Annotated in this window: 13 protein-coding genes; 11 read left to right on the plus strand and 2 right to left on the minus strand. The window is 69.9% G+C overall.

Annotation, left to right across the window (positions count from 1 at the left end):
* Window positions 1-2 precede the first annotated feature (2 nt).
* The 8 genes from mdcC (at window position 3) to CFB50_RS06715 (ending at window position 5805) form a co-directional block, all read left to right on the plus strand.
* Entirely contained in the window at window positions 3-320 is a 318-nt protein-coding gene (mdcC, locus tag CFB50_RS06680; RefSeq protein ID WP_089445318.1) for a malonate decarboxylase acyl carrier protein, read from the plus strand.
* Window positions 317-1255: a biotin-independent malonate decarboxylase subunit beta gene (locus tag CFB50_RS06685; protein ID WP_089445319.1), complete on the plus strand. Its 939-nt coding sequence runs from the start codon at window positions 317-319 to the stop codon at window positions 1253-1255. The genes mdcC and CFB50_RS06685 overlap by 4 nt, the downstream gene beginning before the upstream one ends.
* The gene (mdcE, locus tag CFB50_RS06690; protein ID WP_089445320.1) at window positions 1242-1949 is read left to right on the plus strand and encodes a biotin-independent malonate decarboxylase subunit gamma; all 708 of its coding nucleotides are present in this window, start codon (window positions 1242-1244) and stop codon (window positions 1947-1949) included. Before CFB50_RS06685 ends, mdcE begins: the two co-directional genes overlap by 14 nt.
* Window positions 1936-2604: a malonate decarboxylase holo-[acyl-carrier-protein] synthase gene (mdcG, locus tag CFB50_RS06695; protein WP_089446048.1), complete on the plus strand. Its 669-nt coding sequence runs from the start codon at window positions 1936-1938 to the stop codon at window positions 2602-2604. The genes mdcE and mdcG overlap by 14 nt, the downstream gene beginning before the upstream one ends.
* Window positions 2601-3467: a triphosphoribosyl-dephospho-CoA synthase MdcB gene (gene mdcB / locus CFB50_RS06700; RefSeq protein WP_089445321.1), complete on the plus strand. Its 867-nt coding sequence runs from the start codon at window positions 2601-2603 to the stop codon at window positions 3465-3467. The genes mdcG and mdcB overlap by 4 nt, the downstream gene beginning before the upstream one ends.
* Window positions 3464-4396 (plus strand): malonate decarboxylase subunit epsilon, encoded by a 933-nt coding sequence (mdcH, locus tag CFB50_RS06705; protein ID WP_089445322.1) that lies wholly within the window; start codon window positions 3464-3466, stop codon window positions 4394-4396. The genes mdcB and mdcH overlap by 4 nt, the downstream gene beginning before the upstream one ends.
* Window positions 4397-4513: 117 nt before the next feature.
* On the plus strand, window positions 4514-5035 hold the full coding sequence (locus CFB50_RS06710) for a phospholipase D-like domain-containing protein (RefSeq protein ID WP_089445323.1): 522 nt from the start codon (window positions 4514-4516) through the stop codon (window positions 5033-5035).
* Window positions 5036-5160: 125 nt separating this feature from the next.
* Window positions 5161-5805 carry a phosphoribosyltransferase gene (locus CFB50_RS06715; protein ID WP_089445324.1) on the plus strand — a complete coding sequence of 215 codons (645 nt, stop codon included), beginning with the start codon at window positions 5161-5163 and terminating at the stop codon, window positions 5803-5805.
* Window positions 5806-5812: 7 nt separating this feature from the next.
* Here the strand turns inward: CFB50_RS06715 and CFB50_RS06720 are convergent, their stop codons facing one another.
* A complete protein-coding gene (locus CFB50_RS06720; protein WP_089445325.1) occupies window positions 5813-7030 on the minus strand; it encodes a polyhydroxyalkanoate depolymerase in 1218 nt (405 codons plus the stop codon).
* Between the two features lie 236 nt (window positions 7031-7266).
* Here CFB50_RS06720 and CFB50_RS06725 point away from each other — a divergent pair, with 236 nt between their 5' ends.
* The 3 genes from CFB50_RS06725 to ltrA all read left to right on the plus strand — a co-directional run bounded on the left by CFB50_RS06725 (window position 7267) and on the right by ltrA (window position 10173).
* On the plus strand, window positions 7267-7896 hold the full coding sequence (locus CFB50_RS06725) for a glutathione S-transferase family protein (RefSeq protein WP_089445326.1): 630 nt from the start codon (window positions 7267-7269) through the stop codon (window positions 7894-7896).
* A 185-nt stretch (window positions 7897-8081) separates the two neighbouring features.
* The gene (locus CFB50_RS06730) at window positions 8082-8276 is read left to right on the plus strand and encodes a hypothetical protein (RefSeq protein WP_089446049.1); all 195 of its coding nucleotides are present in this window, start codon (window positions 8082-8084) and stop codon (window positions 8274-8276) included.
* 505 nt (window positions 8277-8781) lie between these two features.
* The gene (gene ltrA / locus CFB50_RS06735; protein ID WP_089445327.1) at window positions 8782-10173 is read left to right on the plus strand and encodes a group II intron reverse transcriptase/maturase; all 1392 of its coding nucleotides are present in this window, start codon (window positions 8782-8784) and stop codon (window positions 10171-10173) included.
* 82 nt (window positions 10174-10255) lie between these two features.
* On the opposite strand, the gene proP is transcribed toward ltrA, so the two are convergent.
* A complete protein-coding gene (gene proP, locus CFB50_RS06740) occupies window positions 10256-11743 on the minus strand; it encodes a glycine betaine/L-proline transporter ProP (RefSeq protein ID WP_089446050.1) in 1488 nt (495 codons plus the stop codon).
* Window positions 11744-12213 lie beyond the last annotated feature (470 nt).

The following is a 12213-nucleotide window of genomic DNA, read 5'->3' on the forward strand; positions in this document are numbered from 1 at the left end:
GCATGGAACAGTTGAACTATCGCTTCACCGCGCGCGAACGCGCGAAGGGCGAGCAGGCCGCGGCGCTCGTCGGCGTGGTGGCATCCGGCAATCTCGAAGTGCTCGTCGAGCGCGTGCTGCCGGGCAACGAATGCGAGATCGACATCCGCACGGCGGCGGTCGGGTTCGGCGCGGTGTGGCAGGCCGTCGTCATGGATTTCGTCGAGCGGCGCACGCCGGGCGGCCTGAAGCTGTCGATCAACGACGGCGGCGCGCGCCCCGACATGGTGTCGCTGCGGCTCGCGCAGGCGGTGCGGGCGATCGAGGGAGAGGCAGCATGAACGACGTGAATCACGATCACGACGCCCCCGCGTTCGTCGCGAATGCCGCGAGCTGGTACGAAGCATCGGCGCGGCAGCGCATCGACGGGCTGCTGGACACGGGCAGTTTCAGCGAATTCCTCGGCCCGGCCGAGCGCGTGACGAGCCCGCACCTGCCGCTGTTCGACCTGCCGCAGCAGTTCGACGACGGGATGGTGGTCGGCCACGGCCGGCTCGACGGCCAGCCGGTGTTCGTCGCCGCGCAGGAAGGCCGCTTCATGGGCGGCGCGTTCGGCGAAGTGCACGGCGCGAAGCTCACGGGGCTGCTGCGTGCCGCGCGCGAAACCGGCAAGCCGGTGCTGATCCTGTTCGATACGGGCGGCGTGCGGCTGCAGGAAGCGAACGCGGGCGAACTCGCGATCGCCGAGATCATGCGCGCGCTCGTCGAAGCACGTACGGCCGGCGTGCCGGTGATCGGGCTGATCGGCGGGCGCGCGGGCTGCTATGGCGGCGGCGGGTTGCTCGCCGCGTGCTGCTCGGCGCTCGCGATATCGGAGCAGGGCCGCATCAGCGTGTCGGGCCCCGAAGTGATCGAGACCAATCGCGGCGTCGAGGAATTCGATGCGAAGGACCGCGCGCTGATCTGGCGCACGATGGGCGGCAAGCACCGGCGGCTGATCGGCGGCGCGGACCGCTACGTGGCCGACACGCCCGAAGCGTTCCGTGCGGCGGCGCTCGAGCTGATCGGCCGTGCGCCGAAGTTCGATGCGACGATGCTGCGCGCGGAGCAGGCCCGCCTCGAGGCGCGCATCGAACGGTTCGGCGCGTGCAAGGATGCGCTCGACGTGTGGCGTGCGCTGGGCGCATCGGCGCCGGAAGCGATTCCGGGGATGCCGGACGAAGCCTTCGCCGCGCTCGCGGACCAACTGCAGGAGAGCTCGCATGACGCTCGATGAAGTCCTGAAATCACTGTTCCCGCAAGGCCATTCGATCGCCCGTCACGGCGGCCTGCTGACCGGCCACGCGGAACTGGCCGGCACGCGCGTCGACGTGATCGGAGTCGCCGACCGCTTGCCGTTCGGCATCGACGAGGCGCTGACGCTCGCGGCGCGCGTGCTCGACACGATCGAACGCGGTGGCGACACGCCGATCCTCGTGCTGGTCGACAGCGACAGCCAGCGGATGAGCAAGCGCGACGAGCTGCTGGGCCTGAACGAAGGGCTGCCGCATCTCGCGAAGTGCCTGATGCACGCGGATCTCGCCGGGCACCGGACGATCGGCGTGCTGTATGGCCACACGGCCGCCGGCGCGTTCATCGCGACTGCGCTCGCGACGCGCACGCTGCTCGCGGTGCCGGGCGCCGAGCCGGAGGTGATGGACCTGCCGTCGATGTCGCGCGTGACCAAGCTGCCGATCGACGTGCTGAAGGAGATGTCGCGCTCGACGCCGGTGTTCGCGCCGGGGCTCGACAATCTCGTGAAGATGGGCGCCGTCGACGCCGTGCTCGATCCGGCCCGCGCGCTCGACGCGCAGGTCGGCGAATGGCTCGGCAAGCCGGCCGCCCGCGTCGATCCGCGTGCCGCGCGCGGCCGGCCGGTTGCCGCCGATGTCGCCCAGCGCGTCGAGGCACTCGCGCGTGCCGCACGCTGAGCTGCCGCTGCGCCGCCACACGCTCGTCACGCTGACGGCGGCGGGGTGGGGCGCGGCATTCGCGCGCGATCCCGCGCTCGCGGCCGATCCGCTCGTGCAGGCGTGGGCCGAACGCGGCTGGCCGCTGATCGTGCGCCGCGCGTCGCCTGACGAGGCCGATGCCGGCCGCGTGCCGCTCGGCCTGCCGCTGCCGCCTTCCGCGGGCAAGCGGCGCATCGCGCTGAACGCGGCTGCCGACGCGCTCGCGACGGTCGGCTCGCTGCCGGCGTTGTCCGACGTGCTCGCCGCCGCGCCCGACGCGTGGCGCACGGCGTTGCGCGAACTCGATGCGCTCGGTGCGCGTTACGGCGTGCAGGGCCGCGTGTTCGGCAGCCTTGCATGGCAGGCGCTGACGGGCGAACCCTATCTGGGGGCGTCGTCCGATCTCGATATCGCGTTCCCGCTGCCGGACCCGGCGTCGCTCGCGCCGCTGCTCGACGGCCTCGCGGCGATCGACGCGCGCGCGCCGATGCGCATCGACGGCGAACTGCTGCGCGACGACGGCGCGGGCGTCAACTGGCGCGAACTGCATACGCGGCAGCCTGAAGTCGCGGTCAAGACCGCGATCGCCGTCGAACTGATGCCGGCCGACGCATTCATCGGAGGTGCGCGATGAGTGCATGGGCTGCCTGCCGCGTACCGGCGCCGTCCGAAGCCGAGCGCATCGCCGAACTGGCCGAGCGCAGCCTCGTGCTCGAAATCGAGACCTATCCGAAGCCGGGGCTCGTCAGTCACGTCGACACCGGCAGTCACACCGACATGGATGCCGCGACGTTCGCCCGCAGCGCCGCCGTGCTGCGGCCGTATTTCGCCGAGTTGGCCGACGCGGGCGCACGCGATGCGGACATGGCCGTGCTGCGCAAGATCGGCCTGCGTGCCGAGCACGCGATGCTCGCCGCGACCGGCGGCGTCAACACGCATCGCGGCGCAATCTTCGGGCTCGGGCTGCTGTGTGCGGCCGCGGGCCGCCGTGCGATGCCGGGGGCCGTGCCGCTCGGCATGACGCTGGGTGCGTTCGTCTCCCGCCGCTGGGGTGCCGATATCCTCGGCGGCCCGCGCTTGCCCGACAGCCACGGCGAACGCGCGAGCCGCCGCTACGGCGTCGGCGGCGCACGTCGCGAGGCGGCCGACGGTTTCACGACCGTCTATGCGGTCGGGCTGCCCGCGCTGCGTCGCGCGCAGCGTGACCTGCCGGGCGATCCGGAAGCCGCGCGCGTCGATGCATGCTTCTCGCTGATTGCCGCGCTCGACGATACGAACCTGCTGCACCGGGGCGGGCAGGCCGGCCTCGACTTCGCGCGGGCGACCGCACGCGCGTTCGTGGCACGTGGCGGCGTGCGTGCGCGCGACTGGCGGCTGCGCGCGGCCGCCGCGCATCGTGCGTTCGTGGCACGGCGGCTGAGCCCGGGCGGCGCGGCCGACCTGCTCGCGATGAGCGTCTTCGTCGATGCGCTCGAAGTTGACGAGGGCGTGCGATGACGCTGGCCATCCTCTGTTCGGGGCAGGGCGCGCAGCGCGCCGACATGTTCGACCTGACCGGCACTGCGCCGCAGGCCGACGCGCTGTTCGCGCACGCCGGCAGGCTCCTCGGCGACGATCCGCGCGCGTGGGTCCGGCAGGCCGGGCCGGATGCGCTGCGCGAAAACCGTGCCGCGCAGATTCTCTGCACGGTCCAGGCGCTCGCCGCCGCCGTGCTGCTCGACGCGGTGTGGCCGCGCCGGCGCTGCGTCGCCGGCTACAGCGTCGGCGAAGTCGCGTCGTGGAGCGTCGCGGGAATGATCGAGCCGGACGCCGCGCTCGACCTGGCCGATGCGCGTGCGCGCGCGATGGATGCCGCGAGCGGCGGCGACGAGCGGATGGTGTTCGTACGCGGCCTGACGCGCGCGCAACTCGCGCGGTTGTGCGACGGTCGCGACGCGGCGATCGCGATCGCGAATCCCGGCGATGCATTCGTGGTCGCGGGGCGGCAGGCCGATGTCGATGCGGTGGCCGACGATGCGTCGCGCGACGGCGCGCTGCGCGTCGCGCCCGTCTGCGTGCGGATCGCGTCGCACACGCGCCGGCTCGCCGCGGCCGTGCCGGTGTTTCGCGCGTCGCTCGCCGCGACGCCGGTGCGGCGGCCGCTGCCCGGCGCGCGGCTGTTTTCGGGGATCGATGGCGCATCGGTGCTCGACGTCGACGCCGGCCTCGACAAGCTTGCGCGGCAGATCGCGGAGCCGGTCGAGTGGGCGGCCTGTCTGGCCGCCTGCGTGGAGGCCGGTGCGACCGCGTTCCTCGAGCTCGGTCCCGGCCGCGCGCTGGCCGAGATGGCTGGCGGCGCCTATCCGGCGCTGCCGGCGCGCAGCCTCGCGGATTTCCGTTCCGTCGACGGCGTGGCGAGCTGGCTCTCACGCGTCGCGGCGGGCTGATCGACCGCATGAAAAACGGGCTGTAGCCCGCGCAGCGGGCACCGGTTTTGCGCTGTGTGTTGCGCCGGCGCAGCAGCATCGCAGGTGGTGCTTGCCACGCGAAATGGCGTCGCTAAAATGGCGCCCGCCATGAGACCAGCCGCCTTCCTTCTCGCCGCGCTTTGCTGCGCGGCGGGCGCCCACGCCGCCCAGATTCCGTCCGATGCCGCATCGGTCGGCACATACTTTTCGTATGACAATGCGGCGGCCGACGCGACCGTCGACCTGATCGGGCAGGCGCAGCGCCGCGTGCTGCTGGCCGGCTACACGCACGTGCCGCCGGCGGTCGCGAGCGCGCTGCGCGCCGCCCGCGCGCGCGGGGTCGAGGTGCGTGTCGTGCTCGTGCGTTCGCCGCGCGCGGGCAGGTACAGCGGCGCGGGCTATCTGAAGTCCTCCGGCATCGACGTGGCGATCGATTCGCGGCACGGCGATCCTGCGCCGCGCTTCGTGATCGTCGACGACAGCGTCGCGCTGACCACGCTGTCCGAAGGCGCGGCCGCGCATGCGGAAACGGTGAACGTGTTCCAGCGTGCGCCCGAGCTCGCGCAATCCTATGCACAGTCGTTCTGGCGGCTGTACCGACAGGCCGGCGGCCTCTGACCTTTTCCCTCGGCGCCGCGCGTGCCGGTGTGACCCTGCTTGCATCGGCGCGGCCGATGAACCATGCTCGTTGACAGGCGCCGGCGCGGGTTTCGCGCATCCGGCGCAACGGCAGGGAGCCGATCGTGTTCGAGTGTTTTGCCGATCGCACCGATGCCGGCTGCCAGCTGGCCGGCGCATTGGGTGATTACGCGGGGCGTGGCGATGTCGTCGTGCTCGCGTTGCCGCGCGGCGGTGTGCCCGTCGCGTATCCGGTCGCGTGTGCGCTGCATGCGCCGCTCGACGTGCTGGTCGTGCGCAAGCTCGGCGTGCCGTACGATCCCGAGCTCGCGATGGGTGCGATCGCGACGGGCGGTGCGATTCATCTGCAGCGTTCGGTGCTCCGCTCGATGAACGTGTCCGACGAACAACTCGCCGACGTGGTCGCGCGCGAGACCGCCGAACTGCATCGGCGCGAAGCGCTGTATCGCGGTGCCGCGCCGCCGCTGCCGGTCGAAGGGCGCATCGCGATCGTCGTCGACGACGGCGTCGCGACCGGCGCGTCGATGCGTGTCGCGCTGCAGGCGTTGCGCGAGCGTCACCCGGCGCGGATCGTGGCCGCTGCCCCGGTCGCGCCGGCGGGTACACGGCATGTGTTCGACGATCTGGCCGACGCATTCGTCGCGGTGACGTTGCCGCTGCCGTTCTTCGGGATCAGCCAGTTCTACGCGCGCTTCGAGCAGACGAGTGACGACGAGGTGCGCGCATTGCTCGACGCGGCGCGGCGCTGATTCCGCGTCACGTCCGCCGGATGCGGCGCGGGCGAGGGCGGCGGGATTCGGCCCACGCGAACACGCGCTGCAACATCGGATGCACATCCCCGTGCCAGCGCGCCCCCGTAAACAGCCCGTAGTGATCGCAGTCGTCGATGTCGATGCGGAAGCGCTCGTCGTCGGCGAGGCCGCTGCACAGGTCGAGCGCCGCGTGCGTCTGGCCGGCGCCCGTGACCTTGTCGCATGCACCTTCGACGGTCAGCAGGACGATGCCGCGCAAGGCCGCCGGCTCGACGCGCTGGCCGCCCACGTCCCACGTGCCGAGCGCAAGGCTCATGCGCTGGAACACGATGTCGACCGTATCGAGGAAATACTCGGCCGGCATGTCGAGCAGCGCCGTGTATTCGAGCAGCGCGCGCCGCGCGCCGGCGAGCCCGGTCATGTCGAAGCGCGACGCGGCCAGCGCGTACGCTTCGATCAGCGACAGGAAGCGCTGCGGGTACACGAGCGCGATCTCGCCCTGTTGCAGATAGGTGGGAAACACGTGGCGGCCGTGCCCCGCGAAGCCGGGCGGCACGACGTCGATCAGGTGGCGGTGGCACCAGCCGAGCGAATGGGCGGCAGCGGCTGTGCCGAGCGCACTCGGATTCCGGCGCGCGTCGAGCGGGCCGCCGATCAGCGTGACGCTCGCGGGCGAGGGGAGACCGCGGGCCGCCCGCAGCGCGAGCGCGCCGAGCGCCGGCACGGTCGCCTGGCACACGGCGACGACATGCAGCGGCCGGTCGTCGTGCGCGAGCCCGTCGACAAAGCCGTCGAGCGTCGCGACGTACTCGTCGAGCCCGAATCGGCCCGACGCGAGCGGCACGTCGCGCGCATTGCGCCAGTCGGTGATGCAGACATCGCCGTCCGCGAGCAGCGTCTCGACGGTTTCCCGCATCATCACGGCCGCGTGCCCGGCGAGCGGCGCGCACAGCAGCACCGTGCGCCGCGCATCGGCGCGCGTGAAGTGCCGCAGGTCGCAGAACGGCATGCGCGCGACGACGCGCTCGCCGAGCGCCGGCCATCCGATGTCGAAGTGCGGGGGCCCGTCCGGCGGCCCGAGCAGCGGCTCGAACAGGTCGTCGTAGCATGACGACGCGGCGTGCGGCAGCGTGGCCGCGGGCCACGCGTCGAACGCGTGCCGCGTCGCGGCGCGCCAGGCGCGCATCCATTCCCGCTGCTGCTCGACGAGGGCATACCACATGACGAATCTTGGGGCGGAAGGGGCGTGAACTTGCATTATGGTCACTGTGGCCGGACAACGTGAGCCCCGTGCGCGGCCGGTTGATGCGCATCAGGCGCACGGGCGCGAAGGCCGGCCGCGCACGTTCCGCTATGTCGGCAAACGCATTCGTGGCGCCGGCGGCGGCGGGCGCTAGGCGAAGCCAGACGACGCTGCTACAGTCGTCGTTCCCATTCCCCTCAAGCGGAGCGTTCGCGATGAAGCTGATCGGCATGCTGGATTCCCCGTTCGTGCGTCGGGTCGCCATTTCGGCGAAGCTGCTCGACCTCCCGTTCGAACACGAGTCGATCTCGGTGTTCCGTCATTTCGAGCAGTTCAGGGCGACCAACCCGGTCGTCAAGGCGCCGACGCTCGTGACCGACGACGGCGCGACGCTGCTCGATTCGTCATTGATCGTCGACTATCTCGATCATCGGGTCGCGCCCGAGCGGCGCTTGCTGCTCGATACCGCCGATGCGCGGCTGCGCGCGCTCGTGCCGGTCGGCTTCGCGCTGGCGGCCGCCGAGAAGACCGTGCAGGTCGTCTACGAGCAGGCGCTGCGTCCGGCCGACAAGCAGCATGCGCCGTGGCTCGAGCGCGTGCTGAGCCAGATCGAGGGCGCATACGGCGCACTGGAGCCGCTCGTCGCGGCCGCGAACGGCTGGTTCGGCGGCGCGCGCCTGCTGCAGTCCGACGTGACGGTCGCGGTCGCATGGCGCTTCACGCAGTTCATGGCCGCCGACTACCCGGTGCTCGCGCGGATCGATCCGGCCCGTTATCCGGCACTGGCCGCGCATTCGGCGCGGGCGGAAGCGCTGCCGGCGTTCGTCGAAACACCGCTCGTCTAGGCGTCGCGGCGACAGGCGGCGGGGCCCCGCGCCGCTGCCCGTCGCCCGCTCGGCCTTGTCGGGCATGACGTTGTCGATTGTTCTCGGCGGCTGACAAGTGACTTCGCATTCGCGCTGTTTATCCGGACGCGGCCGGTCCCTAGAATCCACTCCATCGAATGACGCCTTGCCTGATGGAGCCGCTGATGAAAGCCCTGATCGAATCGAGCCTGTACCACCCGTCCCTCGTGTTGCCGCTTGCTGCGCTGACGCAGTTGATGGTCGAGCGCGATTTCAATCTCGGTCAGATCGGGCTGATCGTCGCGGCGCGCGGTGCGCAGGCCGCCGTGTCGCGCTCGCGAGCGCTGATTTTCTGCCGCCACTGCGAAGCGCAGGCATGAGCGCGCTGGCGTCGAATGGATGAAAAAAGCCCGGCCGGCGCAAGCCGGTCGGGCGGATCGGGTTCGATCGGGCCCCGGCTTCGGCCGGGGCTTTTTCATGGTGCGCCCGGCAGGGCGCACTCACTAGGAGGTGAAAGTCCTCTACACGCCCGGCAAGGGGAAGTGTTAGCTAGAGGCAAGGGCGTCGTGGGTGACTGCGAGTCTGAAGGAAGCCCGAGGCAAAGCGCTGGCCTGACGAACAGGAAGCGGATAAGAGGCGACGCATCGGGGTAAGGCAGCCATAAAGGCCGAAGCCCGAAACTTGCACGGGACGATGCGGCGTATATCCGACAGGCATAAGCGCGAAGGTGGGTGCGCAATACCCGGGGAGATCTGCACGGCTGCCGAAGTGCTACTGGCGTCGAGAGGCGTCGGGATGGCCATGCAGAAGTCAGCAGAGGGCATAGTAGGCCGCGAGGCTGAAGGCCCGAACATGAAGGACCGCGATTAGGACGGTGGAGACTCGATGCGAGCCGATGAAGCACAAGCCCGTGAGAACGGGGCCATGACGCAGGAGCCGGGGCGGAACCCTGGGGATGGCGCGCGTGGTGCGGAGGTTGGCGCGGCGGCTACCGGGCAAGCGAAAGCGGAGGGGCCATCGCTGATGGAGGCGGTGGTAGAACGCAGCAACCTGTGGCTGGCGTATCGACGGGTGGTCGAGAACCGTGGCGCACCGGGAGTCGATGACTTGCCGGTGGAGCAGTTCAAAGGCTGGCTGAAGGTACATTGGCCGAGCGTGAAGGCGGCGCTGCTGGAAGGGCGATACGTACCGGCGGCGGTGCGCGCGGTGGATATACCGAAGCCTGCGGGCGGGGTAAGGACACTGGGCATCCCGACGGTGCTGGACCGGCTGATCCAGCAAGCGCTGCACCAAGTACTCCAACCGATGTTCGAGCCGGGGTTCTCCGAGTCGAGCTACGGCTTCAGGCCGCGACGCAGCGCGCAGCAGGCGGTGCTGAAGGCACGACAGTACGTGCAGGAAGGCCTTCGCTGGGTGGTGGACATCGATCTGGAGAAGTTCTTCGACCGGGTGAACCACGACATCCTGATGTCGCGGGTGGCCCGGCAGGTAAAGGATGATCGGGTGCTCAAGCTGATCCGGCGGTATCTGGAGGCGGGCCTGATGCGAGGCGGGATGGTGACGGTGCGACGGGAGGGGACGCCGCAAGGCGGGCCGCTCTCGCCGCTGCTGTCGAACATCCTGCTGACGGATTGGGACCGCGAGCTTGAGCGACGCGGCCACGCGTTCTGCCGCTATGCGGACGACTGCAACATCTATGTTCGAAGCAAGGTGGCGGGCGAGCGGCTGTTGATACAGATGAAGGCGTTTCTCGAGAAGCGCCTGAGGCTGCGAATCAACGAGGCGAAGAGCACGTGTGCACGACCGTGGGCGCGCAAGTTCCTGGGCTACAGCGTGACGATGCATCGTCAGGCGAGGCTGCGAATCGCGCCGGAGAGCCTGAAGAGGCTGACGGCGCGGGTCAAGGAGCTGATGCGTCCGGGCCGAGGGCGTAGCGTATCGCAGACGATCGAGGCGCTGAACCCGGTGCTTCGCGGCTGGATAAGCTACTTCCGGCACACGGAGGTCAAAGGCGCGTTGGAGGAACTGGACGGGTGGGTCAGACGGCGAATGCGCAGTCTTCTATGGAGACAGGCGAAACGCCGGGGAGCCCGCGCGATCATGTTGCGTCGAAGGGGCCTCACGGAGGCACGCGCATGGCAATCGTCCCGCAATGGGCGAGGGCCATGGTGGAACGCGGGAGCGAGCCACATGAACGCGGCCTTCCCGAAACGCTACTTCGACGCCTTGGGGTTGGTCTCGCTGCTGGATACTCAGCAGCGCCTCCAGCGTTCTTGATGAACCGCCGTATGCGGAACCGCACGTACGGTGGTGTGGGAGGGCTGAGGGGGTAACCCCTCTCCCTACCCGATGGCGACGCTCAGGCGCGTGCCGGCGACGCGACACCGTACATCTCCGATTCGTCGTCCTCGCGCATCTGGCGCACGAGCTGGTGGGCTTCGCGGCGCGACGCGACGGCCGGCGGCGAGCCCTTGAGCGGCTGGCGCGCGGTTTCGGCGAGCGCGACGACCGACACGATGCCGATCACGGCGGCGCCCATCATGTAGTACGCGGGCATCATCAGGTTGTGCGTGACATCGACCAGCCAGGCGGTCACGAGCGGCGTCGTGCCGCCGAACAGCGACACCGACACGTTGAAGCCGATCGCGAGCGCGCCGTAGCGGATCTCGGTCGGGAACAGCGCCGGCAGCGCCGACGGCATCACGCCGGTAAAGCACGACAGCAGCACGCCGAGGATCAGCAGGCCGCCGAACACCGACGCCGTGGTGCCCGCGTGGATCAGCATCATCGACGGGATCGACAGCGCGAGCAGGCCGACGCAGCCGGCGAGCATCACGGGCTTGCGGCCGATCTTGTCCGACAGGCGGCCGGCGGCGAGCGTCAGCGGCATCATCAGGACCATCACGATCAGCACGAGCACGAGGCTGTGCGATTCGTCGAAGTGCAGCGTCGACGACATGAAGCTCGGCAGGTACGACAGCACCATGTAGTCGGTCACGTTGAAGATCAGCACGAGGCCGACGCACAGCAGCAGGGCGCGCCAGTTGCGCATCAGCGTTTCGCGAAAGCGCGCCTTCGGCACGGCCTTGTCCTGCGCTTCGCGCTCTTCGGCCTGGCGCTTGAACGCGGGCGTTTCCTCGAGCCTCATCCGGATGTAGAGACCGATCAGGCCGAGCGGGCCGGCGATCAGGAACGGCACGCGCCAGCCCCACGACAGCAGCGCTTCCTGCGACAGCGACGCGGTGAGCAGCGCGACGACGCCCGCGCCCATCACGTAACCGATCAGCGTGCCGAACTCGAGGAAGCTGCCCATGAAGCCGCGGCGCTTGTCGGTCGAGAATTCGGCGATGAAGGTGGCTGCGCCGCCGTATTCGCCGCCGGTCGAGAAGCCCTGCACGAGGCGGGCGACGAGCAGCAGCACGGGCGCCATGATGCCGATCGACGCGTAGCTGGGGATCAGGCCGATCGCGAACGTGCCGACGGCCATCATGATCATCGTGGCGGCGAGCACGCGCTGGCGGCCGATGCGGTCGCCGAGCGGGCCGAACACCATGCCGCCGAGCGGGCGCACGAGGAACGCGGCCGCGAACGTGCCGAAGGTCGCGAGCAGCTGCGCGGACGGGCTGCTGGACGGGAAGAACACCTTGCCGAGCGTGACGGCGATGTAGCTGTACACGCCGAAGTCGAACCATTCCATCGCATTGCCGATGGCCATGGCGCTGACGGCGCGCTTGAGGAGGCTCTGGTCGACGACGGTGATGTCGTCCGCGACGAGCGGGGCTTCGCCGGACGACGAAGCGGTGGAAGAAGCAGCGGTCGGGCTGACGTGTGTTGCGGTCAAGGTCATGCACTCCTTTGACTGCGCCGAACGGGCGAGCCGTCCGACACGGTTTGCCGGCGAGCGCGATGTCGGCTGCGGCGCGTCGGGGCAGACCTTTAAGCACTTACTGCACGATGGGCGGTAAAGGGCCGTAAGGGGCTGCTTCGACGCGGGCCCGATGGGCCGTCGCGACAGTGCGCTCATGAAGAATGGGCCGCGTGATGCAGGCGGCAGCTGCCGGTGCGGACGGTGTCCAGCGTTCCGGCAAGCGCCCCGGAGGGGCAACGAAACGAGAAAAGCGGGCCTGTCGGGCGGGCTTTCCTGTGTGTGCAATTTCGGTCGAAGCGCCGGCCCGCAACGCGCGGACGGACTTCTCTCGGAATCGAATAGACAGAGATTGAATGTTGAAACAGGCGACATGATAGCACGATGACGGATGATCGTGCAAATTGCCGGGAAACGCCCGGCTGGTGGGGCGTCCGGCGGAGGCGGCTCGG

Origin of the sequence: Burkholderia sp. AU33423, from assembly GCF_002223135.1 — a bacterium.
Lineage (GTDB): Bacteria > Pseudomonadota > Gammaproteobacteria > Burkholderiales > Burkholderiaceae > Burkholderia > Burkholderia lata_D.

Coding starts and splice junctions, on each gene's coding strand:
- mdcC (WP_089445318.1), top strand. CDS start 3: ATGGAACAGTTGAACTATCGCTTCACCGCGCGCGAACGCGCGAAGGGC.
- CFB50_RS06685 (WP_089445319.1), top strand. CDS start 317: ATGAACGACGTGAATCACGATCACGACGCCCCCGCGTTCGTCGCGAAT.
- mdcE (WP_089445320.1), top strand. CDS start 1,242: ATGACGCTCGATGAAGTCCTGAAATCACTGTTCCCGCAAGGCCATTCG.
- mdcB (WP_089445321.1), top strand. CDS start 2,601: ATGAGTGCATGGGCTGCCTGCCGCGTACCGGCGCCGTCCGAAGCCGAG.
- mdcH (WP_089445322.1), top strand. CDS start 3,464: ATGACGCTGGCCATCCTCTGTTCGGGGCAGGGCGCGCAGCGCGCCGAC.
- CFB50_RS06710 (WP_089445323.1), top strand. CDS start 4,514: ATGGCGCCCGCCATGAGACCAGCCGCCTTCCTTCTCGCCGCGCTTTGC.
- CFB50_RS06720 (WP_089445325.1), bottom strand. CDS start 7,030: ATGTGGTATGCCCTCGTCGAGCAGCAGCGGGAATGGATGCGCGCCTGG.
- CFB50_RS06725 (WP_089445326.1), top strand. CDS start 7,267: ATGAAGCTGATCGGCATGCTGGATTCCCCGTTCGTGCGTCGGGTCGCC.
- CFB50_RS06730 (WP_089446049.1), top strand. CDS start 8,082: ATGAAAGCCCTGATCGAATCGAGCCTGTACCACCCGTCCCTCGTGTTG.
- ltrA (WP_089445327.1), top strand. CDS start 8,782: ATGCGAGCCGATGAAGCACAAGCCCGTGAGAACGGGGCCATGACGCAG.
- proP (WP_089446050.1), bottom strand. CDS start 11,743: ATGACCTTGACCGCAACACACGTCAGCCCGACCGCTGCTTCTTCCACC.